At 62.3% G+C, this 24,404-nt stretch carries 23 protein-coding genes; 16 read left to right on the top strand and 7 right to left on the bottom strand.

Annotated features, from left to right (window positions below):
* The first annotated feature begins 256 nt into the window (after positions 1 to 256).
* The 7 genes from IB241_RS02270 (at position 257) to IB241_RS02240 (ending at position 8,900) form a co-directional block, all read left to right on the top strand.
* Entirely contained in the window at positions 257 to 2,650 is a 2,394-nt protein-coding gene (locus IB241_RS02270) for a TonB-dependent receptor plug domain-containing protein (RefSeq protein ID WP_192296777.1), read from the top strand.
* Positions 2,651 to 2,675: 25 nt separating this feature from the next.
* On the top strand, positions 2,676 to 3,641 hold the full coding sequence (locus tag IB241_RS02265; RefSeq protein ID WP_192296776.1) for an amino acid ABC transporter permease: 966 nt from the start codon (positions 2,676 to 2,678) through the stop codon (positions 3,639 to 3,641).
* On the top strand, positions 3,634 to 4,407 hold the full coding sequence (locus IB241_RS02260; RefSeq protein WP_192296775.1) for an amino acid ABC transporter ATP-binding protein: 774 nt from the start codon (positions 3,634 to 3,636) through the stop codon (positions 4,405 to 4,407). Before IB241_RS02265 ends, IB241_RS02260 begins: the two co-directional genes overlap by 8 nt.
* A gap of 18 nt (positions 4,408 to 4,425) precedes the next feature.
* A complete protein-coding gene (locus IB241_RS02255; protein WP_192296774.1) occupies positions 4,426 to 5,349 on the top strand; it encodes an ABC transporter substrate-binding protein in 924 nt (307 codons plus the stop codon).
* Positions 5,350 to 5,361: 12 nt separating this feature from the next.
* On the top strand, positions 5,362 to 6,945 hold the full coding sequence (locus IB241_RS02250) for a flavin monoamine oxidase family protein (protein WP_192296773.1): 1,584 nt from the start codon (positions 5,362 to 5,364) through the stop codon (positions 6,943 to 6,945).
* 11 nt (positions 6,946 to 6,956) lie between these two features.
* Positions 6,957 to 7,391, top strand: a complete 435-nt coding sequence (locus IB241_RS02245; protein ID WP_192296772.1) for a RidA family protein — start codon at positions 6,957 to 6,959, stop codon at positions 7,389 to 7,391.
* Positions 7,392 to 7,547: 156 nt separating this feature from the next.
* On the top strand, positions 7,548 to 8,900 hold the full coding sequence (locus IB241_RS02240; protein ID WP_192296771.1) for an LLM class flavin-dependent oxidoreductase: 1,353 nt from the start codon (positions 7,548 to 7,550) through the stop codon (positions 8,898 to 8,900).
* A gap of 27 nt (positions 8,901 to 8,927) precedes the next feature.
* Here the strand turns inward: IB241_RS02240 and IB241_RS02235 are convergent, their stop codons facing one another.
* Both IB241_RS02235 and IB241_RS02230 read right to left on the bottom strand, forming a co-directional pair.
* Positions 8,928 to 9,494 carry a hypothetical protein gene (locus tag IB241_RS02235; RefSeq protein ID WP_192296770.1) on the bottom strand — a complete coding sequence of 189 codons (567 nt, stop codon included), beginning with the start codon at positions 9,492 to 9,494 and terminating at the stop codon, positions 8,928 to 8,930.
* Positions 9,491 to 10,405, bottom strand: a complete 915-nt coding sequence (locus IB241_RS02230; protein ID WP_192296769.1) for an NAD synthetase — start codon at positions 10,403 to 10,405, stop codon at positions 9,491 to 9,493. Before IB241_RS02230 ends, IB241_RS02235 begins: the two co-directional genes overlap by 4 nt.
* A gap of 188 nt (positions 10,406 to 10,593) precedes the next feature.
* Here IB241_RS02230 and IB241_RS02225 point away from each other — a divergent pair, with 188 nt between their 5' ends.
* Positions 10,594 to 11,082: an Hcp family type VI secretion system effector gene (locus IB241_RS02225; protein ID WP_192296768.1), complete on the top strand. Its 489-nt coding sequence runs from the start codon at positions 10,594 to 10,596 to the stop codon at positions 11,080 to 11,082.
* 71 nt (positions 11,083 to 11,153) lie between these two features.
* On the opposite strand, the gene IB241_RS02220 is transcribed toward IB241_RS02225, so the two are convergent.
* A complete protein-coding gene (locus tag IB241_RS02220; RefSeq protein WP_192296767.1) occupies positions 11,154 to 11,990 on the bottom strand; it encodes a 5'-nucleotidase, lipoprotein e(P4) family in 837 nt (278 codons plus the stop codon).
* Positions 11,991 to 12,294: 304 nt separating this feature from the next.
* Entirely contained in the window at positions 12,295 to 13,473 is a 1,179-nt protein-coding gene (locus tag IB241_RS02215; protein WP_192296766.1) for a DUF1835 domain-containing protein, read from the bottom strand.
* Between the two features lie 328 nt (positions 13,474 to 13,801).
* On the opposite strand from IB241_RS02215, the gene IB241_RS02210 reads away from it, so the two are divergent.
* The 4 genes from IB241_RS02210 to IB241_RS02195 all read left to right on the top strand — a co-directional run bounded on the left by IB241_RS02210 (position 13,802) and on the right by IB241_RS02195 (position 17,518).
* Positions 13,802 to 14,479 carry an ATP-binding cassette domain-containing protein gene (locus IB241_RS02210; protein ID WP_192296765.1) on the top strand — a complete coding sequence of 226 codons (678 nt, stop codon included), beginning with the start codon at positions 13,802 to 13,804 and terminating at the stop codon, positions 14,477 to 14,479.
* Positions 14,476 to 15,267 carry an ABC transporter permease gene (locus IB241_RS02205; RefSeq protein WP_192296764.1) on the top strand — a complete coding sequence of 264 codons (792 nt, stop codon included), beginning with the start codon at positions 14,476 to 14,478 and terminating at the stop codon, positions 15,265 to 15,267. Before IB241_RS02210 ends, IB241_RS02205 begins: the two co-directional genes overlap by 4 nt.
* A gap of 89 nt (positions 15,268 to 15,356) precedes the next feature.
* Entirely contained in the window at positions 15,357 to 16,268 is a 912-nt protein-coding gene (locus IB241_RS02200; protein ID WP_192296763.1) for an EamA family transporter, read from the top strand.
* Positions 16,265 to 17,518: an ATP-grasp domain-containing protein gene (locus IB241_RS02195; RefSeq protein WP_192296762.1), complete on the top strand. Its 1,254-nt coding sequence runs from the start codon at positions 16,265 to 16,267 to the stop codon at positions 17,516 to 17,518. Before IB241_RS02200 ends, IB241_RS02195 begins: the two co-directional genes overlap by 4 nt.
* A 3-nt stretch (positions 17,519 to 17,521) precedes the next feature.
* Here the strand turns inward: IB241_RS02195 and IB241_RS02190 are convergent, their stop codons facing one another.
* From IB241_RS02190 to IB241_RS02180, 3 genes are read right to left on the bottom strand one after another with little or no spacing between them, the layout of a single operon-like run.
* Positions 17,522 to 18,574 carry an L-idonate 5-dehydrogenase gene (locus IB241_RS02190; RefSeq protein WP_192296761.1) on the bottom strand — a complete coding sequence of 351 codons (1,053 nt, stop codon included), beginning with the start codon at positions 18,572 to 18,574 and terminating at the stop codon, positions 17,522 to 17,524.
* 14 nt (positions 18,575 to 18,588) lie between these two features.
* On the bottom strand, positions 18,589 to 19,362 hold the full coding sequence (locus tag IB241_RS02185; RefSeq protein ID WP_192296760.1) for a glucose 1-dehydrogenase: 774 nt from the start codon (positions 19,360 to 19,362) through the stop codon (positions 18,589 to 18,591).
* A gap of 20 nt (positions 19,363 to 19,382) precedes the next feature.
* Positions 19,383 to 20,735 carry a GntP family permease gene (locus IB241_RS02180; RefSeq protein ID WP_192296759.1) on the bottom strand — a complete coding sequence of 451 codons (1,353 nt, stop codon included), beginning with the start codon at positions 20,733 to 20,735 and terminating at the stop codon, positions 19,383 to 19,385.
* Between the two features lie 142 nt (positions 20,736 to 20,877).
* On the opposite strand from IB241_RS02180, the gene IB241_RS02175 reads away from it, so the two are divergent.
* The 4 genes from IB241_RS02175 to IB241_RS02160 all read left to right on the top strand — a co-directional run bounded on the left by IB241_RS02175 (position 20,878) and on the right by IB241_RS02160 (position 24,332).
* Complete coding sequence (locus IB241_RS02175) at positions 20,878 to 21,750, top strand: LysR family transcriptional regulator (protein ID WP_192296758.1); 873 nt, start codon at positions 20,878 to 20,880, stop codon at positions 21,748 to 21,750.
* A gap of 104 nt (positions 21,751 to 21,854) precedes the next feature.
* On the top strand, positions 21,855 to 22,487 hold the full coding sequence (locus IB241_RS02170; RefSeq protein WP_192296757.1) for a glutathione S-transferase family protein: 633 nt from the start codon (positions 21,855 to 21,857) through the stop codon (positions 22,485 to 22,487).
* Positions 22,488 to 22,539: 52 nt separating this feature from the next.
* Positions 22,540 to 23,448, top strand: a complete 909-nt coding sequence (locus IB241_RS02165; protein ID WP_192296756.1) for a LysR family transcriptional regulator — start codon at positions 22,540 to 22,542, stop codon at positions 23,446 to 23,448.
* Entirely contained in the window at positions 23,448 to 24,332 is an 885-nt protein-coding gene (locus IB241_RS02160; protein WP_192296755.1) for a LysR family transcriptional regulator, read from the top strand. The genes IB241_RS02165 and IB241_RS02160 overlap by 1 nt, the downstream gene beginning before the upstream one ends.
* Positions 24,333 to 24,404 lie beyond the last annotated feature (72 nt).

Genomic DNA, 24,404 nt, shown 5'->3' with positions numbered 1-24,404 from the left:
AAAACCCATTCCGTTATGTTTGATCGCAACAGCCTACCCCTGACCTCGGATGGTACTCATCGTGATTCAGATTCTGCTCCCATAACCGGGTAATCATGCCCGTAGCAGAATCGTTGGAAGGGAATTCAACGTATGTTGCCGATTCACACCCCGCACGCGCCTTAGCCCCCAATCGCCGCCACACCCCCCAAAAAACGAGCACCACGCACGACCGCGTGGCTGCCCGACTTCGCGATTTGGATAAGCAGGAATGGCTATGAAGCAAGCGCTAACACCCACCGCCGTACTGGCCCTGGCAATGCTGGCCAACGCCGCCCAGGCCCAGGATGACAGCACCCTTTCGACCGTAGTGGTCACCGGCAACCGTGGCGCCGAGCAGCGCACTGTCACTAGCAGCGCGGTGCCGATCGATGTGGTCAGCGCCAAGCAATTGCAGAACACCGGCAAGCCCGGTTTGATGGAAGCCCTGAGTGCGGTGATCCCGTCGCTGACCCTGCCGGAAAAAACCGGCTGGGACGCCAGCGGTATCGCCCGCGCGCCCAACCTGCGTGGCCTGAGCGCCGCTGAAGTGCTGGTGCTGGTCAATGGCAAGCGTCGCCACACCAGCGCCACCCTGAACATCAACGGGATCAACACCGGCGCCGCGCCGGCTGACCTTGACCTGATCCCCATCAGCGCCATCGACCATGTGGAAGTCCTGCGTGACGGCGCCGCCGCCCAATATGGCTCGGACGCCATCGCCGGGGTGATCAACGTGATCCTCAAGGCCGACACCAGCGGCACCTCGGTGACCAACGCAGGCCTGGGTTACGACGGCAAGAAACAGACCGTGCAACAGAGCCTCAACAAGGGTTTTGAAATCGGCAACGGCGGCATTGTGCAACTGGCCCTTGATGCGCGCAGCCAGAACGATGACAACAAGGCCAGCGCCAACGGTTACACCTACGCCCAGGCCCATGAGCAGGCGGGGCGTTCTACCTACGGCGGCTACGGCACACCCAAGACCAATCTGCTGACCCTGGGCTACAACGCCGAGCTGCCGCTCGATGACAGCTTCAGCCTGTATTCCTTTACCACCTACTCGCGGCGCAAGGCCGAGCAGGGCCAGAACTTCCGCCTGCCGACCATCACCAACACCATCACCACCGGCCCCAACGGCTACCCCGGCGGCTACACGCCGACCTGGTTTATCGACGAAGACGACTTCCAGGCCGCCTTCGGTGGCAAAGGCACCGTCGGCGAGTGGGACTGGGATTTGTCCACCACCTACGGGCGCAACGACGCGGAGCAGGGCACCACCCACAACCAGAACCCGTCCCTGGGCGAGGCCACGCCGAATCACTTCACCTCGGGCACGTGGATTTCCACCGAACTGACCACCAACCTCGACTTCAAGCGCGGCTTCGACATTGGCCTGCAAAAGCCGCTGGACCTGAGCTACGGCTTCGAACACCGGCGCGACACTTATGAGGTGCAGGCCGGTGACTATGCGTCCTACGCCAACGGCGGCTACTGCGTGGCCCCGGGCAATTGCGCGTCGTCCGGGGCGCAGGTCACCAACGGCATTTCGCCGGATGAAGAAGCCACCGCCTCGCGCAACAGCCTGGCCAGCTATGTGGACGTGGGCTTCAACCCGGTGCCGGACTGGTACGTGGGCACCGCGTTGCGTTACGAACACTACAACCAGGGCGTCGGCGCCACGCGCAGCGGCAAGCTGACCACCCGTTATGACTTCACCCCACAATTCGCCGTGCGCGCCACGGTGAGCAATGGCTTCCGCGCGCCGTCCCTGGCCAACAGCCTGTTCAGTGCGCGTTCCACCACCTATGGCGTGGTGGACGGGGTGTATCAGTCGATCAACTACGGTGTGCTGCCGGTCGGTTCGGCCGCCGCCCAGGCCCTCGGTGCACAAGAGTTGAAACCCGAGCGCTCGACCAACTTCAGCCTCGGTTTCACCCTCACACCCACCGACCGCCTGAGCTTCACCGCCGACGCCTACGTGATCAACCTGCGCGACCGCATCACCCTCACCGGCACCTTGCTCGGTCCGCAAATCACCCAAGTCCTGCAAGGCAACGGCATCACTTCCACCTCCGGCGGCCAGTACTTCATCAACGGTGCCGACACCCGTACCAAGGGCCTCGACCTGGTCAGCAACTACAACCAGGACCTCGGTGCATACGGTTCGCTGAAGTGGACCGCCGCATTCAACTGGAACCAGACCAGGATCCTCAACTACAAGGAGTCCACCACGATCCTCGGCACCTCCTACGACCTGATGGATCGCCAGGCGCGCAACCTGATCACCGGCGTACAGCCGAGCACCAAGCTGATCCTCGGCGGCGATTGGAGCATCGAGCGCTTCAACCTCAACCTGGCCCTGACCCGCTACGGCTCCTACAAGGAGGTCAACGTCTCCGCCGACCGCAGCCTCGACCGGGTCTACAGCGCCAAGTGGATCACCGACCTCGACCTTGGCTACAACCTCACCAAAGACCTCAACGTCGCCGTCGGCGCCAAGAACCTGTTTGACGTCTACCCGAAAAAACAAGGCGTGCCGAGCAGCACCATGGTCAGCAGCTACGGCACCTATTCGCCCTTCGGTTTTACCGGCGGTTACTACTACACCCGGCTGACTTACGCCTTCTAAGGCCACAACCCGCGAGGAAGAGAACATGCCCATCGTCGCCAAACCCTATGATCTGATCGAGCACGCCAGCCCGGTCCGCACGGCGCGTGTCGCCACTCCGATCAAGACCCTGCAAGTCGTCCCCGCGCGGCATCCCTGGCGCTGGGCCGGGTCGATCTTTGCCGCGTTGGTACTGCTCGGCATCGTGCACTCCCTGGCCACCAACCCGCGTTGGGAGTGGGGCGTGTTCGGCCAGTGGTTCTTTTCGCCGTCGGTGCTGCGTGGCCTCGGCCAGACGTTGTTGCTGACGCTGCTGAGCACGCTGTTCAGCATGCTCCTCGGCACCGGCCTGGCGCTGGCGCGGCTGTCGGGCTCGCCGCTGCTGGCCGCGTTGGCCTGGGGTTACATCTGGTTTTTTCGCTCGATGCCGGCGCTGTTGGTGCTGATCATCCTGTACAACTTCGCCTACCTGTATGACCACATTGTGCTGGGCGTGCCGTTCACAGACCTGGTGTTCGCCGAGTGGTCCACCGTGGACGTGCTCAGCCAATTCACCGTGGCGGTGCTGGGCTTGAGCCTGATGCAGGCGGCCTACGCGGCGGAGATCATTCGTGGCGGCCTGATCGGTGTGGACGCAGGCCAGCACGAAGCGGCGGCCGCCCTCGGGTTACCGGCGTCGCGGCGGGTGTTCCGGATCATCCTGCCCCAGGCGCTGCGCTCGATCCTGCCGTCGGGTTTCAACGAGATCATCGGCCTGGTCAAGGGCACTTCCATCGTCTACGTGCTGGCCTTGCCCGAGCTGTTCTACACCGTGCAGGTCATCTACAACCGCACCCAGGCGGTGATCCCGCTGCTGATCGTGGCGACGGTCTGGTACTTGATCATCACCACCGTGCTGACCAGTGCGCAGTACTACGTCGAGCGCTACTTCGCCCGTGGCACTGCGCGGGTGCTGCCGCCCACGCCGTTGCAGCGCATCACGCGCTGGCTCAAGGAGAAATCCCATGAGTGAAGCCCGCGCCGGTCGTATTCAAATCCAGGGCGTGGGCAAGCGCTTTGGCAATCAACAGGTGTTGAAAGACATCGACCTGACCATCGACCCCGGCAAGGTCACGGTGATTCTCGGGCCATCGGGCTCGGGCAAGTCCACCTTGCTGCGCACCATCAATCACCTGGAAAAGATCGACAGCGGCCACATCACCATCGACGGTGAATACGTCGGCTACCGGCGCAAGGGCGACCTGCTCTACGAGTTGAAAGAACGCGAAATCCTCAAACGCCGCATCGACGTCGGCTTCGTGTTCCAGAACTTCAACCTGTTCCCGCACCTCACCGCCTGGGAAAACATCGCCGAAGCGCCCCTGGCCCACCAGCGCTGGAGCAAGGCCGAGGCCCAGGCCAGGGCGTCGGCGCTGCTGGCCAAGGTCGGCCTGGCGGACAAGGCCGACGCCTACCCGCGCCAGCTGTCCGGCGGCCAGCAACAACGTGTGGCCATCGCCCGCGCCCTGGCCCTGGACCCGAAAGTGCTGCTGTTCGATGAACCCACTTCAGCCCTCGACCCGGAGCTGGTGGGCGAGGTCCTCGACGTGATCAAGGGCCTGACCCAACTCGGCGTGACCCTGGTGATCGTCACCCACGAAATCGGTTTTGCCCGCGAAGTCGCCGACCACGTGGTGTTCCTCTGCGACGGCCAGTTGATCGAAGAAGGCCCGCCCGAACAGATTTTCCGCCAACCCCGACATCCTCGCACCGCGGCCTTTCTCGGCAAGGTGCTTTAGCTCAAGGAGTGACTGCCCATGTTTATCTCTACTGCCCGTGTGGCCCTGCTGGCGCTGGCCGTCAGTACCGCGCAAAGCGCGTTCGCCGTGCAACAGGTCGACCTCAGCCCCGACCGCGTGCGCATCCATGTGCCGCGTAACGAGGCGGCCATCGCGCAAATCCCGCCGGGCTTCAAGTTCGCCCAGCCCGGCAAGTTCACCGTGGCCGTGTCCGGCGTGGCCGGGCCGCCCCTGGCTTTGCTGGCCAGCGATGACAAGACCACCATCGGCAGCGAGGCCGACACCGCGCAGTTGGTCGCTGACAGCCTTGGCCTGCAACTCAACGTGGTGCAGACCAGCTGGGAAGATTGGCCGCTGGGCGTCAGCTCGGGCAAATACGATGCAGTGATCAGCAACGTCACCGTGACCGAGGCGCGCAAGAAACGTTTCGACTTCGCCACCTATCGCCAGGACGTGCTCGGCTTTTATGTGAAGAGCACCAGCAAGATCAACGCGATCAAGCAGGCCTCGGACATCGCCGGGTTGAAGATCATCGTTGGTTCGGGCACCAACCAGGAGAAAGTCCTGTTGGCCTGGAACGAAGCGAATGAAAAGGCCGGGATCAAGCCCGCGCTGTTGCAGTACTTCGACGACCAGGCCGCCGCGCAACTGGCGGTGCAGTCCGGGCGCAGTGACGCGCTGTTCGGGCCGAACTCGGTGTACGCCTATTCGGCCGCGATCACCGGCGGCATCAAGCGCGTCGGCACCGTCAACGGCGGTTGGCCGTTGCAGGCCGACATCGCCGTGACCACGCGCAAGGACAACGGCCTGGTCAAGCCGATCCATACCGCCCTGGAAAGCGCGATTGCCGGCGGCCAATACGAACAGGTGCTGCAACGCTGGGGCCTGGACGTGGAGCGTGTCGACAAGTCGCTGATCAACCCACCCGGCCTGCCGGATTAAGGAGCAGCGAGCATGGGACTGACACGACGTGAAGCACTGTCGAGTATTGCTGCGGTGGGCGGTGAGCAGGCGGTCAAGGATGCGCTGGCGGCGCTGGGCCTGGGGCCTTCGTCGCACCGCCGCCCGCAACCGCTGAAACTCAAGGACGGCCTGGGGCAGGGCACCCGTGTGCTGGTGCTGGGCGCCGGGATCGCCGGTCTGGTCACCGCGCTGGAACTGAGCCGCGCCGGGTTCACTGTGCAAGTGCTGGAGGCCCGCGACCGGGTCGGCGGCCGCACCTGGACCATTCGCCATGGCGACCGTGTGGACTACAAGGACGGCCGCACGCAAACCGCCGGGTTTGATCAGGGCCACTACTTCAACGCCGGGCCTGCGCGGATTCCCAGCCAGCACCGCACGATCCTCGACTATTGCAGTGAGTTGGGGGTGCCCCTGGAAGTGCTGGTCAACAGCAGCCATGGTGCCCAGGTACGGCCGGATCTGGAGAAACCGGCGTTCAGCGTCGGCCAGGCGCTCAACGATACGCGCGGGCACTTGTCCGGCCTGCTGGCAAAAGCCGTGCAGCGCGATGCCCTCGATGATGTGTTGAGTCGCGAGGAACGCACGCGCCTGCTGGCGTTTTTGCAGGTGTATGGCGACCTTTCGCAAGCGCTGGCATTCGAAGGCACGATTCGTTCGGGGCACCTGGACTCCCCGGCGCACCCCGGCGCGTTGCCGGCTGCGCGCAGCCCGTTGGCGCTGGATCAACTGCTGCACCCGGAGTTGTGGGGCGCGTTGCTGCACACCGAATTCCCGGAATTTTCGGCGACCATGTTCCAGCCGGTCGGCGGCATGGACCGCATCACCGATGCGTTCTACGCCCGGGTTCGCGACCACGTGCAACTCGGCGCCCAGGTGCGCCAGATCCGCCAGTTGGAAGACGGCGTGGCAGTGACGTATCACGACCAACACAGTGGCCGCGAGCAGGTGGTACGCGCCGACTACTTGATCTCGACCCTGCCATTGCCGCTGTTGGCCAAGCTGGATACCGACTTCAGCGACCCGGTCAAGGCGGCCTTGCTCAGCACCCGCAGCGACCAGGCGACCAAAGTCGCGTGGCAGTCGCCGCGTTTCTGGGAGACCGACTACCGCACCTATGGCGGCCTGTCGTGGATCGAGCACCCGGCGCGGCTGCTGTGGTACCCGAGCAACGACCTCAACACCCGCGACGGTTTATTGGTGGCGGGTTATGTGACCGGCGAGGGGGCCGACCGGTTTGGCGCCAAAGCCCTGGAGGAACAGTACGCCACCTCGCAAGAAGCCGTGGAGTTGCTGCACCCGGGCTATTCCAGACACCTGCGCCACCCGCTGGCGGTGTCCTGGGAACAGATCCCCTATAGCGAAGGCCCGTGGCTGCAACGCGAACACTTTGCGGCCGAGGCCAGCGCCTTGCTCGAAGCGGGTTTCGGTCGCGTGTACGTCGCCGGTGACGGCCTGGTGCAGAGCGGCGTGGGTATCTGGCAGGAATCGGCGGCGAATTCGGCACGGCATGTGGTCGCGCAACTGGCCGAACGGATCACTGAGCAACAACACCGCGCGGCGCTTGCCGCTTCTTGAGGAGCATCACCATGAGCGACAGCATTCAACGGACCAGCGTCGGCCACTTCCCGATCTCGCAGACCGTCACCGTACCGGCGTCGGCCAGCTTGATCTTCGTCAGCGGCACCTTGCCCGACCTGCACGATGCCAACGCCCCGGCGGGCACCCCAGCGGCTTACGGCAACACTGAGGTGCAGACCGTTTCAGTGTTCAACAAGATTCGCTCGATCCTGCGCCAGCAAGACCTGGACCTCGGTGACATTGTGCAGTTGCGCGTGTTTCTGGTCGGCGCCGAAGAGACCGGCGGCAAGCTCGACTTCGCCGGTTTGCAGGCGGGTTACACGCAGTTCTTCGGTACACAGGAGCAACCGAACAAACCGGCGCGCACGGCCTTGCAGGTGGTGGCACTGCCACTGCCCGGTGCCTTGGTTGAAGTCGAAGCCATCGCCGCGAGAACCCACTGACTCACTCGGTAAAAAACTGTGGGAGCGGGCTTGCTCTCGAAAGCGGTGTATCAGTCAAAGCTGTTCCAGTTGAACCACCGCATTCGCGAGCAAGCCCGCTCCCACATTTCTGATCCGGTTTCTCCAGTGATATCCATCTATTTCAGGAGCACTTTCATGTCCACAACATCCCGGCAACTCAAGTTCGGCGCCATTCTCACCGGTGTCGGCACTGCGCAGAACGAATGGCTGCACCCACAAATTCCCGGCGATGCCAGCGTCGATATCGACTGGTATCGCGCCCAGGCGCAGCAGGCGGAAGCGGCCAAGTTCGACCTGGTGTTCATCGTCGACAGCCCCTACATCACCGCGGATTCGGCGCCGCATTTTCTCAACCGCCTGGAGCCGTTGACCCTGCTGTCGGCCATCGCCGGCGCCACCTCGAACATCGGCCTGGTGGCGACCTTGACCACGTCCTATACCGAACCCTTCAACGTGGCGCGCCAGTTCGCGTCCCTGGACCATATCAGCGGCGGCCGTGCCGGTTGGAATGTGGTCACCACCGGCCTGGAAGGCGCCGCCGGCAACTTCGGCCGTGAGCAACATATCGATCACACCGAGCGTTATCGCCGGGCTGCCGAGCATCTGCAGGTGGTGCAGGGCCTGTGGGACTCCTATGAAGACGACGCGTTTGTGCGTGACAAGCGCAGCAAGGTGTTCCTCGACCCGCAGCGCCAGCATCGCCTTGATCACCACGGTGAGTTTTTTTCAGTGACCGGGCCGTTGAATATTGCGCGTTCGGCCCAGGGCCAGCCGGTGATCTTCCAGGCTGGCATTTCCGAATCCGGGCGCAGCCTGGCGGCCCGTTACGCCGAGGGGATCTTTGCCGGTGTGGGCAATTTCGAGGACGCCCAGGCCTACTACCGCGACATCAAACAACGCACCGCCGCTGCGGGGCGCAATCCGGATCACGTGACCATCCTGCCGGGCATCTCGCCGATCATTGCCGACACCGACGAGCAGGCCCAGGCCATCGACCGGGAACGCAACGGCGCGCTGGACCTGGACAAGGCCCTGGTGCAACTGGGGCGGCCGTTCAACTACCACGATTTCAGCCAGTACCCACTGGACGAACCTTTCCCGGAACTGGGCGACCTGGGCAGCAACGGCTATCGTGGCCACGCGGAAAATATCAAACAAGTCGCCCGCGACCAGGGCCTGACCTTGCGCCAGGCGGCGTTGCGGTTTGCCAAGCCGTTCTCCAGTTTTGTCGGCTCGCCAGAGACCGTGGCCGATGAGATCGAGCGTTGGTTTGTCGAGGGGGCGGTGGATGGTTTTAACATCCACGTCGGTGCGCCGGATGACTTTGCGCGCTTTACCGATCAAGTTCTGCCGCTATTGCGCGCGCGCGGTTTGTTCCGCAGTGAGTACAGTCACAGCACCTTGCGCGGGCACTTGGGGTTGCCGGTGCCGGTCAATCGGCATACGGCGGCGCGGGGGGTGAAGCCTTTGCAGGCGGTTGGTGCATAACTAGTTCCAACGGCGTGAGCGCGGCCTTTACCACCCTTTCCATTTGCCCTGTTTTTTCAGGGTGGCGATGATGTGTTCGCGCTTGTGTCGGAGTTCAACCATCTTGTGGCGCAGTTCGCGGCTGCGGTTGCTGTTGAGGATGAGTAGGCCGATCAGGGGGCTGAGCAGGGCCATGAAGTAGAGAAAAAGCGGCGGACGGTACGCTATTGCAGGTAGGGATGTCAGTAAGCAGATTACATAGATGCCGACACTCATCCATACCAAGTGGATTCGACCGTAGGTCACCTGAATCTTTGAAACAAACAGGACAAGACCTGCTACGAGGCTGCCGAAGAAAGAAATTTTGATTGCACGGTCTTCTGGAAGTACCGAGAGAAACGTCACCAACAGTAAGACGGCAGTCATCGCTATCGTGAAACAGCCGGCAAGTACATCGGCCCCGATCACCAGCGCATAACGCCTCCTGAATTTTAGTGGGTTTTCAAGGTAGAGGTATGTGCAAGCGAGCTCCTCGGGCGTCATCGTTTTCCAATCTTTCCATGCTTCATCCATGTTGAATTCGCCAAGTTCTCTTGCTGCTTTATGCTTGCTCATTGGCTGGCCTCCTCGTAGATGCCGATTGCCAACGCCTTGATGTTTCCCGGCATTGAGCTGCTAGCAAAACCCACTGCGGCCGCCAAGGCTTCTCTTATGTGATGGGCAGTAGCAAGTTGCATTTCTGTGGCACTGATTCGTTTCGGCAGTGCTCTGTTGGCCTGTTTCACCTTGAGGATTTTTGGGGTTAATCGAGGGTCCTGAAGCCTGAGCAATTCATCATTCAGTTTTGCGCGTTCTTGGCGGTTCAGGCCTTTCAAGACTTTTCTGAGTGGCTTTCCGGTGGCTTTGGTTGCTGTGTTTACTGTTCGGATAGTGGTCACTACTGAGGTGGCGACGCCCAGTAATGCGATGGTATCCAGTGCTGCCTCAACGGCCTGATACCAGGCGTCGTTGTCCAATTGATCAAGGTATTGCGGAGCAAACGCTTCAACGCTGGTTCGACCCAACCCGGCAACGCATTGGGTGATGCTGGCAGCCAGGGCGGCCTGGCCGATAAATGTAATCACCACACTCGCTCCCGCTGTAAAGGGCATGAACGCCACTCCACTTGACACTACGATCCAACTCAATATCGCCCCTGTACAGATCACCGCCGTTTTCAAAGCCTCCGCGACCAACTTCGACTCCCGCGGCTCATGCTCCAACATCCGCTTGAACTCCACCGGCCCCACCGCCCTCGGCGCCTCACGCAACACCACCTTTTTCACCTGCACACTGCACACCGCTTGAAACTCGCGCAGTGTCAGCACATTGAAATCTTCATCGATATACACCACCCCCGCACCAATCAGCGCAGGGTCGGCGTCGATGGCGCAGAACAGTCGACGCAGGTCAATGCTGCTTTCAATTCGCTGGCGCGTGGTGCGGTGGGCCGAGGGAAATCCATCTTTGAACAGGGAGGTCGTCATTCCTTAACTCCTGGGTTTTTCGGGAGTTGAGAGGTTAAAGACGCGTTGGCGCAAATGAATGTCGGAAGTTTCGGTGTTTGCCGACAGGCGCTTCCCGATCCTGCTGTGGCGGCTTGTGGCCCTCGTGTCGGATCAGGAAAAGTTCGCCCCGCGCCATTTCCGGCGCTGACTAAGGACAGGGAGCCAACATGGCCGTCGATATGTTTTTGAAACTGGGCGATATCAAGGGCGAGTCACGGGACCAGGCGCACCGCGACGAGATCGACATCACCGAATGGGCGTGGGGGTTGTCGCAGACGGGTTCGATGCATTCGGGTACGGGGGGCGGTGCGGGCAAGGTCGATATCAACAACCTGAACCTGAGCAAACCGCTGGATAAATCCAGCCCCAACCTGATGATGGCCTGCGCCAGCGGCAAACATTACCCCGAAGCGCGGTTGGTGGTGCGCAAGGCGGGCGGCTCCAGCCCGGTGGAGTACTTGGTGATTACGTTGAAGGAAGTCATGGTGGTGTCTTACAGCACCAGCGCAGAAAGCAAGGATGATCTGCTCTACGACCGCATCGCCTTGAATTTCGCCACCGTGGATGTCAGCTACCAGCCGCAGAAGGCCGACGGTGCCAAGGACGGTGGGCCGGTGAAGTTTGGGTGGAATATCCGGCAGAACGTAAAGGCCTGACACCTCACCGCGTGCCCGGATACCGCGTCTGCATCCCTATCGACAACGCATCCGGGCGCCAGAATTGACAACTAATTTTCCAGGTGCAACGCCTGTTGCTTGAGCTGGCGCTTGCGTTCGAAGGGCAGTTTTTCCTGGTCGCCATAGGGCGCGCTGTACCAGTTGCCGTAGGTCGGGTTGGGCAGCAGGAACCAGCGCTGGCCGAGCCAGGCCAGGTACGGTGCGGCGGCCTTGCGTTGGTCGGCCAGGGTGTTGTGTTCGGCCTGCACGAAGTCGCCGAAGGAATCCCCGGCCAGCATCAGCACGCGGGCATGGCTGGCGACCCATTGGCGTCGGCAGTTCTTACCGTAGCCAGCCTGTTCGCAGCCGCCGGTCGGGGTGCTGGCGGCCAGCACCTGTTCGTTGTGCGCCACCGGAAAACCGCGCAGGCGCAGGTTGTTGACCGTGGCCTGGACCTGGCTGTGTTCGCGGTTGGTGATGTAGTAGACGGTGATGCCTTTCTTGTCCGCCGCCTGCAAGAACTCGACGGCACCCGGCAGGGCCTGGGCCTTGGCCTGGTCGACCCAGGTGTTCCAGCGGTCGTAGGAGTAGACCTGGTTGGTGAGGATGTCCCGCGCATTGAGCGGCACGTTGTCGAGCACGGTTTCGTCGATGTCGACCACCACGGCCGGCGGCAAACCGGCGAGGTCTCGCGGCGGCAGCGCCAGGGCGTCCCAGGTCGGGTCGGCCAGGGCAGTATCCAGCTGGCGCGTGGCGCTGGCGAAGACCTGGCGGTAAATCAGCTCGTGCTCGATCGACGTTTGCGTCCACAGTACTGCGTCCAACTGGTCGTTCGCGGGTGGTTGCTGCTGGCAGCCGATCAGGGCGGTGGAAAGCAGGCACACGCCGGAAAACATCAGATTACGCATGAACAATCAGCCTCGAAATTTTAAGGTGGCGGACAACCGCGCCGTGCAACAGGTGGCCGTCGTTTGCGGATTCACCCTCGTCGCGCCAGTACAGTAGCGTAATCGCCGACCCAGGTGGTGTAGCGCGCAACTGATCGAACTGGCGCAGTTGCTGGCGGATCGCGTGCACGATGGCGTCTGCCAGCCGATCACCACGTGTAGCTAAAACATGCCCATGAAGTTCTGGCCCGGTACGCCGACCGAGGCAAAGTCGTAAGCGTATTTCACCTGCCAGGTGGTCTCGCCCCCCAGCGCGGGCAAGCGCTTAGGGGTGGCGCCAGAGGGGGTGCAGGTTTGCGTCAATCACCCAATGCGGTTGGCCGGGTGTGACCCGTGTACCACCTACCCACCGCTCATGACTGGCATGCTCCAGCCAATACGCTTGTCCATCGAGCACCGCCCGGCCCAATTCGGTCAGCGCCAATCCTGCTGGAGTTTCCGTCAGCAAGGGTTCGGCCCCATCGATCAACGGCCGCAACAGCGCATAGAACATCATGTCCCCCAGGAACGGCAGCGGTTCGCGCTTGGCCATCAACTCGGCGAACACCCGGCCCGCAGGTTTTGGCCCGGCTTCGGCAAGGTAGCTCAGGGTCAGGCGCTCGGTCAGCGACAAGCCATCGCGGGCGCCGGGCAACTCCTGCAACTGCCGCAGCAATGCGGGCGCCAAAAACGGCAGGGCCGAGTGAGTGCCGTGAGCCAGCTGCGCCCATTTGATCGGCGCGCTATCGCAATACGCGGCCCACGTTTGTTTGGCCAGTTGCACGGCCTGCTCATCGATCATGCGCCGTTGCGGCCACAGCCATGCAAGCAGGTCGGGCGCCAATTGGCCGATACCGATAAAGCGCTGCACACCGGGTATGCGGTCAACCTCGATCAGCTCCAGTTTCTTTGGCACCCGCTCCAGGCCTGCCAATGCACGAATCAGGAACAGTTGGTCGTAGGCGTCGGCTTCGCACCACAGCACGCTGTGTTCGGCGTGGGCCAAGGCTTCCAGTTGCAGGTATTCGTCGGCCAGCCGGCGCGTGGCCTCGTTCTGGTCCAGGGCAAACGCCTGGCTGATAAAGGCCGCGCGCAGGGCCTGGTAATCATCAGTGGGCAGGTCGCGCACCGGGCCCATGCACAACGGGTCGCTGAGCATCTGGAACCGGCCCTTGAACCCGGCCAGCTGCAGGCTGTGGGCGATGTCATTGCCGCAGCGCCAGTGGGTGGTGCGGGCTTCATCGCTGGCGGCGAAGTCGGGGTGGCGGGCGGCGAAGTCGATGGCGTCGACATGGGCCTTGAGCTTGGGCCAACTGCTGAAGCCCAGTCTCTTGGCGATCGCCCATTGCGCCTGGGACAGGGTGGCGCTGGAGTCTTGGGCTTTGAGGCGCGCCAGCAGTTCCTTGGCGCGCTTGCGCTGTTGCTCAAGGTTGAGGCGACCGTCGGTGTTGAAGTGCTGGGACATACGAGCTCCTTGTCTGAACCTTGTCCGCTTTAAGGTCGGGAGTCGTAGAAAAATAAGGGTGTTGCAGTGTCCTGGGCGCAGCCCTTTCCGCGGAAGGTGGCGTAGAAGGCGCCAGGCGAGGAATATAGGCAGGATCGTCGGGGTGTGCAACACGCTGATCGATCAAGATCCAGAGGTGGGAGCAGGCTTGCTCGCGAATGCAGCGTGTCAGATACAGGCTCAGTGGCTGAGCCAGCGCTTTCGCGGGCAAGCCCGCTCCCACATTTTGACCCCGTATAGCCCGTGGGGCACCATTGCGCTTAACCGAATCGAAAGGAACCCCGCGTCCATGAGCGCACTGATCGAAACCCGCGCCCTCACGCGCATGGACGAGCGCCGCCAGGTGCCGTTGCTCCAGCCCACCGATTTCATCTTGAACGCAGCCGATCGTGTCTCCATCACCGGTTCCTCCGGCTCTGGCAAAAGTGTCTTCCTGCGTGCCTTGGCCCTGCTGGACGCGCCCAGTTCCGGGCAAATCCTGTGGAACGGCCAACCGATCAGCAACGCCGAGATTCCCCATTACCGTTGCCATGTCAGCTACCTGTCCCAGCGCCCGGCGTTGCTCGAAGGCACGGTGGAAGACAACCTGCGCTTCCCGTTCAGCCTCAAGACCTCGCGCAATCGCAGCTTCGACCTGGGCGCGGTTACCACCCTGTTGGGCCACGCTGGCAAGGCAGCGGATTTTCTGTCGAAGAACGCCGCTGACCTATCGGGTGGCGAATCCCAGGTCGTCTCGCTGATCCGCACCCTGCAACTCAATCCCGAAGTGCTGCTGCTGGATGAGCCTACCGCCGCCCTCGATCCCACCTCGTCCCGCGAAGTGGAAGCGCTGATTGACGCCTGGTTCTGCGCCGACAAGTCCCGTGCCTGCATCTGGGTTTCCCATGATCCCGACCAGGCGCAGCGCATGAGCAACATCCACCTGCACATGAACGCGGGCGTTCTGAGCGGAGCCACCCAGCCATGAACTACCAGAACCTCACGGCCCTCGACCTGGGCATCGCGGCCTCGCTGATCCTGATCAACGGCGCGCTGTCGCTGCTGCTGCGCCTGGGCCTGGGCCGCCAACTGCTGTGGGCGGCAGTGCGCACCGTGGTGCAACTGCTGGCCATCGGTTATCTGTTGGGCTGGGTGTTCGAGTTCGCCTACTGGTACGTGGTGCTGCCGTTGATGTGCGCCATGACCTTGATCGCCGGCATCTCTGCCGCCGGGCGCGGGCGGCGCACGTACAAGGGCCAGCGGGTCGACAGCATATTGTCGGTGTGGGGCAGCTCGTGGCTGGTCACGGCGGTGGGGCTGTTCGCGGTGATCCGTATCCACCCGTGGTACGAACCGCAGTACGCGATCCCGATCCTCGGGATGATCCTTGGCAACACCCTGACCGGCGTGTCCCTGGGCATCGAGCGCATGACCCAGGAACTGACCTCGGGGCGCAACACCATCGAAATGATCCTGGCCCTCGGCGGCTCACGCTGGGAAGCCGCCCAAGACGCCATCCGCCAAGCCGTGCGCGCGGGCATGATCCCGACGCTGAACCAGATGACCGTCGTCGGCATCGTCAGCCTGCCCGGCATGATGACCGGCCAGGTCCTGGCAGGAGAAAGCCCGGCGGATGCGGTGCGGTATCAGATCGTGATCATGTTCCTGATTGCTGCATCATCGGCGCTGGGCACGGTGGGGGCGGTGCTGTTGACGTATCGACGGTTGTTTTCGGTGGGGCATCGGTTTTTGCGGGAGCGGCTCGAAGAGCGGTGACAGCCCGCCCTACCTAGCCGTTCGGTCAGTATTTAATCCACACCTGATTTGTTAGGTTGCGAAACTAACAACAAAACGGGTGTGCCGACGTGCTCAAACAAGGCGTTTTTATTGGATTGTTGTTCAGCCTGCTAAGCGCCGCGTTCGATGTCTACGTGGCATTTATCACGCAAACCCTCATTACGCAGTTGGTGTTGTTCTACTGCTTCGTTACTTCTGCTGGCTTTTTTCTGGCACTCGCGTTGTATTTCGATTCGGCTTCCTTGCGGTCCAAACTCAAAGCCGATTGGAAGCTCATCGTCATCATCAACGTCTCCGTGCTGCTCAACTGGGGCGGCCTGTTTTACGCCTTGCGTTATTTGGAGCCAGCGGTGGTCGGCGTTGCTTCGGTCGCCTGCGGTCCTGCGCTTACCCTGATCATGTCCCTCGTCAAAAAACGCAGTGCCAAGGCTGCCTTCGCAGATGCACTGGTTTCATGCCTGGTGCTTATCTCGGTGGGGATCATGTTGTTCAACGCCTTTGCCGGGGACAGCGGTATTGTCAACACCACGCTGGAACAACGCTTGTCGGGCATTGTTGCCGTGATCGTCTGCGCACTGGGCACAGTGATGTATACGGTTTTCTCGAAGGACATGTTCGCGCGCCAATGGTCAGTCTACGAAATTCTGGCCGTCAGGAACGTGGCGATGATTGTTGTTTGTGTCGTCGCCATTCCCGTATCAGGCGCAGGCTTTGCGCTGGATAGGGAATTGATAGTGCCGATGATGATTCTGGTCGTGGTCGGGCACTTGCTCCCGATTTTCCTGATCCAGAAAACCATTTACTACCTCACGCCAATTCACGTGTCTCTGGTGTTGCTGACCCTCCCGGTGTTTGTACTGTTGCTCCAGTACCTGGATACAAGGGTGGCGTTTTCCATGGCGAGTGTCACCGCGGTCGGCATCATCGTGCTTTTGCTGTTGGGGCGTGCGTTGTATGCAATCAAGAGGGGTACACCATGATCAGGGTCGTCGTAGTCGATGGTTTTTCATCCGGGAAATTTGTAGCCAGGCGCTTGAGTGAAAAGGGCTGTGTACTGATGCATGTGGCCTCGTCGGGCGACTTGGACGGTTATTACTACAAAGGCTTTGATCAGGCGCTGTATGAGCAAATGATCGTCAACGCCGATTTCGCCACAACCCTTGCAAGTGTCGAGCGTTTCGAACCGCAGTTTATTATTGCCGGCGCCGAAACCGGTGTATTGCTGGCTGACCAGTTGAATGAACGGCTGCGACTGCCTTACCGCAATGACTTTGATAAAACCAGCGCCCGTCGCAACAAGTACGACATGATCCAATGCGTGACCCATGCACAACTCCCCGCTGCGCGCCAGTTCATCGCAGGCACATGGGAACTGGCTCAAGACTGGATCAGGCATCACGGGCGTTTTCCGGTGGTCATCAAGCCCCTTGAAAGTGCAGGCGCTGATGGTGTGTATATCTGTGACACCCTGCTTGACTGCGAGAGGGCTGTGGGAAAGCTGCTGGGAACGACGAACAAACTCAATATTCCCAACTCGCAGGTACTGATCCAGGAGTATCTGGCAGGGTCGGAGTATGTGGTGAACATGGTCTCGCTAGAGGGGCAGCAGCTAGTCACTGAAGTCGTGCGGTACCAAAAACAGCGTGTCAAAGAGGGCGGCACTGTCTATGACATTGATGAACTGATCGAGCCCGACGCTGTGGTCTATCCGATACTGGTGGACTACACCCGAGCCGTGGTGCGCTGCCTGGGTATCCGCAACGGCCCGAGCCACGCCGAGGTGATGTTTACGGAGGAAGGGCCAAAACTGGTGGAAATTGCCGCAAGGACCGACGGTATCTTGCGCCCGGATGTGTCCGCCCAGACCACGGGGCTTGGGCAAATTGAGGCGGTGGTTTTATCGATTACCGAACCCGACATGTTCGTGCAATTGTTGACAAGGGCATTCGATTATCGACGTTTGCAACACACCTACAACGTGTGCTTGATCAACCGTTCGGCAGGCTATTTTGATAAAGACCTGTTCCTGACTGAGCTGCTTAAGCTCGAGTCGTTTTTCGATGCGGTGTTTTATGTCGAGAACGGGCAGCAGATAGGTGCGACTCATGATGTGTTCAGCCAGCCGGGTACGGTCTATCTCGTGCATGCCAACCCTGCGGTGGTCGAGGCGGACTATCGCAGGATTCGCATGCTTGAGGCTCAGGGCGTGTATTTGGTCGCGGGTGAGTAGAACTCAATCCCGATCCGACACCCCAAAATCCAACACCACTTTCATCGCCTGACTCTTGTCCGCCGCCAGCTCAAACGCCTGCACCGCCTGGCCAAATGGCACGGTGTGGGAGATCACCGGGGTGACGTCGATGATCCGGCGGTTGAGCAGGTCCACGGCCTGGGCGAACTCAGGATGGAAGCGGAAGGTGCCGCGCAGGTCGATTTCGCGGCTGACCAGCAGGTTGAGTGGCAGGGTCACGTCGCCGCCCAGGCCGACGGTGACCAGCACACCCCGTGGCGCGATGCATTCCAGGCCGTTGCGCAGGGCCTGGGCGCTGCCGGAGACTTCGAACATCACGTCGAAATAGCCCTTTTGCGCGGTGTAGCGTTTGAGCGCATCGGCACCGTCGGCGATGTTGTGGGTGCGCGTGGCGCCCATTTTTTCGGCGCAGGCGAGGGCGCTGGTGGACAAGTCCACCGCGACGATTTCAGCGGCACCGGCGGCGCGCAGGCTGCCGATCAGCAAGTTGCCGATGGGCCCGCAGCCGGTCACCAGCACGCGTTTGCCGAACACGGCACCGGCGCGCTGGATCGCGTGCAACCCCACGGACAATGGCTCGGCCAAGGCGCCTTCGGCCAGGCTGACGCCGTCGGCGAGCAGGTGGGCCTGATGGGTCTCGATCACCAGGCTCTGGCGAAACGCGCCCTGGATATGCGGGAAGGGCATTGCGCTGCCGTAGAAGCGCATGTCCAGGCAATGGTTGGGCAGGCCCTGGTGACAATAGCGGCAAGCGCCGCACGGGCGCGAGGGCGATACCGCGATCCGCTGGCCAACCTTGAACGTGCCGGCGTCGCTGCCCACGGCATCGATCACCGCCGAGACTTCATGCCCGAGCACCATCGGCTCGCGCAGGCGCACGGTGCCGAAGCCGCCGTGCTGGTAGTAATGCAGGTCCGAGCCGCAGATACCGCCCCGGGCGATGCGCACGCGCAACTGGTCGGGGGCGAGGGCCTGGGGTTCGTCCTGGGGCTCGACCCGCAGGTCTTTCGAAGCGTGGCAGACAATGGCGTGCATGAGATTCTCCAAAATTACAGCTGCGCGGTGATGCCACCGTCGACATACAGAATATGACCGTTGACGAAACTGGCCGCATCGCTGGCCAGGAACACCGCCGCTCCGGCCAGTTCGGCCACGTCACCCCAGCGTCGGCTCGGCGTGCGTTGCACCAGCCAGTCGCTGAACTCGGGGTTGGCCACCAGGTTGGCGTTCAACTCGGTCTTGAAATAGCCGGGGCCGATGCCGTTGACCGTCAGCCCATGGGGGCCCCAATCGATGGCCATGCCCTTGGTCAGCATCTTCAGTGCGCCCTTGCTCGCCGCATACGGCGCGATCCCGGGGCGGCCCAGCTCACTTTGCACCGAGCAGATATTGATGATGCGCCCCTGCTTGCGCGCAATCATCACCCGCGCCACCGCCTGGCCGACCAGAAACGCACTGTCGAGGTTGGTGCTGAGCAGTTCGCGCCAGTGCTGCTCGCTGTAGTCTTCCAGCGGCCCGCGCCGTTGCATGCCGGCGTTGTTGACCAAGATGTCCAGCGGGCCGAGACGCGCTTCGATATCGGTCACGGCGGCCTGGATCGCCGCGCTGTCAGTCACATCAAACGCCTGGGTGTGCACCTCCAGGCCTTCCAGGGTGAGCATGGCCGCCGCGTCGCACAGGGTGCTGCGGTTGCGCCCGTTGAGCACCACCCGCGCACCCGCCTGGGCCAGGCCACGGGCAATCGCCAGGCCGATACCGGCACTGGAGCCGGTGACCAGCGCGAGGCGGCCATCGAGGCGGAAGTTGTCTAGAACGTTTTGCATGGGATCACTCTCCTAACGCTTCACACCACCAACGACAGCAGCATGATGAACCCCAGGGCGGCGAAGGAGAGCACGGTCTCCATCAGCGTCCAGGTCTTGAAGGTTTCGACGACGGTCATGTTGAAGTACTGCTTCACCAGCCAGAAACCGGCGTCGTTGACATGGGACAGCACCAGCGAACCGGCGCCGGTGGCGAGCACCAGCAGCTCGCGGTTGACGCCAGGCAGCAAGCCGATCACCGGGGCGACGATGCCCGCGCCGGTGATGGTGGCGACAGTGGCAGAGCCGGTCGCAACGCGAATCACCGCCGCCACCAGCCACGCCAGCAGGATCGGCGAAATCTCGGCACGCACCGCCATATGCCCGATCACATCACCCACGCCGCTGGCTACCAGCATCTGTTTGAAACCACCACCGGCGCCGACGATCAGCACAATCGCAGCAGTGGGCGCGAGGCTGGCATCCAGCAGTTTGCTCAGGTGTTCGCGCGAGAAACCCCGCGCCGCGCCAAAGGTGTAGAACGCCAGCAACAAGGCCGCGAGCAGGGCGGTAATGGGATGGCCGATAAAGTCCATCCACACCCGCAAGCTGCTGTCGGCGGCAAAGGCCACGTCGGCGAAGGTTTTGAGCAGCATCAGCACCACTGGCAACAGGATGGTGGTGACGGTGATACCAAAGCCCGGCAGGTTTTCACCGGAGGATTCCTTGGCCAACTGTTCCATCAATTCCGGCGACGGCGTGCCGGGTACATAGCGCGAGATCAGGTTGCCAAACAGCGGCCCGGCGATCACCGCGGTGGGCAGGCCGACGATCAGCCCGTAGAAAATCGTCTTGCCGATGTCTGCGCCGAAGATGCCGATGGCCAACAACGGGCCTGGATGGGGCGGCACCAGCCCGTGCACCACCGACAACCCGGCCAGCAGCGGCATGCCGACCTTGATCAGCGACAGCCCGGTGCGCCGCGCCACGATGAACACCAGTGGGATCAGCAGCACAAAGCCGATTTCAAAAAACAGTGGAATGCCCACCAGAAACGCCGAAAACATCATCGCCCAGTGCACCCGCCGCTTGCCGAACGCACGGATCAGGGTGCGGGCGATCTGGTCGGCGCCGCCGGAATCGGCCATCAACTTGCCGAGCATGGTGCCCAGGCCAAGGATGATGCCGACAAACCCCAGCACGCCGCCAAAGCCGTCCTGGAAGGCTTTCATCACCTTGTCCACGGGCATGCCGGAGGTGAGCCCCAAGAAACCCGCGGCCACGGTCAGGGCAACAAAGGGGTGGACCTTGAGGTGGGTGATCAACAATATCAATCCGATAATCGTGACCAGTGCATCGAGTAGCAGATAAGTGTCGTTAGCCATGCCGAGCATGGTGCCTCCTTGTTCTCATTGTTATAGGCCAAGCCCTGTCATATCGTGTATGACGGGGTGTTACTTCAACGCAGGGGCGCGGCAGCGTCCAATTTTCATTTGTGATGGGCTGATCAATATTCGTGATAACCATGGAAAATTTATGGAGCTGAAGCACTTGCGCGCCTTTGTGGTGCTTGCCCAGGAGCTGCATTTCGGCCGTGCGGCGGCGCAGTTGGCGATCGTGCAGCCCGCGCTGAGCATGCAGATCAAAGTGCTGGAAAGTGGTCTGGGCGTGCGCCTGCTGGACCGCAATCGCCACTCGGTGACCTTGACCGACGCTGGCCGCGCGTTTCTGCCGGAAGCCCAGGCCACCCTGCACCAGGCGGCGCGGGCGGCGGATGCGGCGCGGGCGTCCAATCGCGGTGAAATCGGCCGGGTGCGCCTGGGTTTTGTGTCGTCGGTGCTGCCGCACCTGTTGCCGCAGTTGATCCGCGCGGTGCACCAGCGCTACCCGCGCATCGAACTGGAACTCAAGGACATGCCCGGGCCCGATCAGGCTGCGGCGCTAAAGCAGGGCCTGCTGGATTTCGGCCTGATGCGCCTGCCCGCCGCCCACCCCGGGGTGCAGACCCGAGCGGTGCTGCACGAGCATTTCTGCGTGGCCTTGCCGGCGGATCATCCCTTGGCGGCACAAGCGTCGATCCACCCCGGCGACCTGCTCCAGGTGCCGGTGTACATCCTGGCGCGACGTTATGCGCCGGGCTTCTACGACGAGTTTATCCAGGCCGTGGGCATGCCCTTGCAGATCGCCTCCGAGTTGGGGGAGTTCACCACCATGCTCGCACTGGTCTCCGCCGGGCTGGGCGTGGGGGTGTTGCCGCAGCAGGCGGCGCGGGCGCTGCCGGCCAATTGCGTGGCGCGCCAGTTACAGTTGGGGACGTTCCAAGCCACCACCGGCCTGGCCTGGACCGAGTTGGACAGCGCGGTCAAGACCACCTTGTTCAACCTGATCGTGGAATTGTTTGGTGAATGATTGTTTCGCCGGGTGAAATGCTGGATTGTGAATCCTGGTGATTCCAACGATCCGGGGCGCGGTGGAACATGTGTGGCGTCGATTACCCCTTTTTGGAGCCTTTCATGTCCCAGCCTGCGATCAAACTGTACGGTTTCCCGTTGTCCGGCCACTCCCATCGAGTCGAGCTGATGCTGTCCCTGCTGGGCTTGCCCACCGAATTCATCCTGGTGGACCTCAAGCACGGCGCACACAAGGCGCCGGACTTCCTCGCCACGATCAACAGTTTTGGCCAGGTACCGGCCATCGATGACAACGGCACGGTACTGGCCGACTCCAATGCGATCCTGGTGTACCTCGCCAGTCGATATGGCAAAGGCCAATGGCTGCCCAGCGATCCGGTGGGCCAGGCCCGTGTGCAGCGTTGGTTGTCGGCGGCTGCCGGTCAACTGCATGTCGGTCCGGCTTCTGCGCGTTTGGCGGTGGTGTTTGGCGCCCAGATCGATACGGTTGACGCCATCAGCCGAGCCCATGCCTTGCTGCAGCTGGTGGAGCAGCAACTGAGCCAAAGCCGCTTCCTCGCCAGCGACCAGCCGAGCATCGCCGATATTGCCTTCTACACCTATATCGCCCATGCGCCGGAAGGCAATGTGTCGCTGGCCGACTACCCTCAGGTGCGCGCCTGGCTGGCCAGCATCGAGGCGTTGCCAGGTTTTGTCGGCATGCCGCGCACGGCGGCCGGCCTACAACAGGCCTGAAGTCGACACCGTTGGCGAGGCAGCACGTGTGTAAGCCACAGAAGGATCAACAATGGATCGATTCCACGAAATGCAGGTGTTCCTCGCGGTGGCCGAGGAGCAGGGCTTCGCCGCCGCCGCACGCCGCTTGAACACCTCGCCACCGAGCGTGACGCGGGCCATCGCCGCCATGGAGGCGCGCATTGGCACGCAATTGCTGGCGCGTACCACGCGCAGCCTGCACCTGACCGAGGCGGGCCAGCGTTATCTGGAAGACTGTCGGCGCATCCTGGCCGAACTGGATGAAGCCGAAGAGGCTGCGGCGGGCAGTTATTCGATCCCCTGTGGCCACCTCACGGTGACTGCGCCGGTGCTGTTTGGCGAACTGTATGTGGCGCCGGTGCTGGGGGCGTATCTGGACCGTTTTCCCTTGGTCACGATCAACGCGCTGCTGGTCGACCGCGTGGTCAACATGACCGACGAAGGTGTCGACGTGGCCGTGCGCATCGGTCATCTGCACGAACCGGGGCAGCAGGCGATCCAGGTCGGTGAAGTGCGGCGTGTGGTGTGTGCGGCGCCGGGGTACCTGGACAGGCATGGGCGGCCGTCGCATCCGGCGCAGTTGCGTGACGCTCAGATCGCCACGTCGTCGTCCAGCCAATTGGTCAGTGAGTGGACGTTTGTCGACGCCGGCCAGCCGCTCAGCGTGCCCATCGAGCCGCGCCTGGTGGTTTCGGCCAATAACGCCGCGATCAACCTGGCGCGGCTCGGCTGGGGCGTGACGCGGGTGTTGTCGTATCAAGTCGCGGCGCTGGTGGCGGCGGGGGAACTGGAGATCGTGCTGCAAGCCTTTGAACCGGCGCCGCTGCCGATCCAGGTGGTGTTCCAGAAGAGCGCCCGGGTGCCGGCCAAGATCCTCAGCTTTGTGGATTTTCTGGGCGAGCGCCTGGGCCAGGACGCCGCCCTGAACCGGCGCAATTGATGGAGCGCTATCGCGACATGCAGCTGTTCGCCGCGCTGGCCGGGCAGCCGAGCCTGGCGTCGGCGGCGCGCAGGGCTCAGGTCTCGGGCCCGACCCTGGTACGCGCGGTTGCACGTTTGGAAGCGCGCCTGCGCGTGGCATTGCTTGAGCGCAGCACCCAGGGGGTAAGCCTCACCGACGCCGGCCGCGCCTACCTGGCTGACTGCTTGCGCCTGCTCGCCGCCGTGGATGCCGCCGAGGCATCGGCCAAGGGCTTGCATGTGCAGGCCCAGGGCAATCTGCGGGTGTTCCTGCCGTTGCTGTTCAGCCGGTATGTGATGGCGCCGGTGTTGGCCGACTATCTGCAGCGCTATCCCGAGGTGCGCCTCAATGCCCGCTACCACGACTATTACCCCAACCTGCACGACGAGGGGCTGGACGTGGCGATCCTTGTGGGTGAGCTGCCCAGCTCGTCACTGATCGCCCGGCCGCTGGGGCAGGTGCGGCAAATCCTCTGTGCCAGCCCCGACTACCTCAACGCCCACGGCGAACCCCGGCATCCGCGAGACCTCAAGCAGCATCGGCTGATCGCCAATGCCGAGCAGGTGGATTGGGGGTTTCCCGGCTACCCGCTCAAGACTCGCGCACGCTTGAGTTGCGCCACCGTGCAAGGCGCGATCAATGCGGCGCTGCAGGGTGCAGGCCTGGTGCGCTGCCTGAGCTATCCGCTGCACGAGCACCTGCATAACGGCCAATTGCGCCGGGTGTTGCAGGCGTATGAGCAGGCACCGTTGCCAGTGCACGTGGTGTACCGCGAAGGCCGCAACGCACCGATGCGCGTGCGCAGTTTTGTCGATCACTGTGTTGCGGCATTGCGCGAGCATCCGGCATTTCAGCTGGCGTAATAGTGGATTGCCTGGGGTGGTGATTCCCTCGCAGGCGAGAGGGGCGCAGCATCGGCACATACAACCTGAGGT

Source organism: Pseudomonas sp. PDM05 (genome assembly GCF_014851685.1).
In the GTDB taxonomy this organism is placed as follows: Bacteria; Pseudomonadota; Gammaproteobacteria; order Pseudomonadales; family Pseudomonadaceae; genus Aquipseudomonas.
This window is presented reverse-complemented; position numbering and strand designations above follow the sequence as displayed.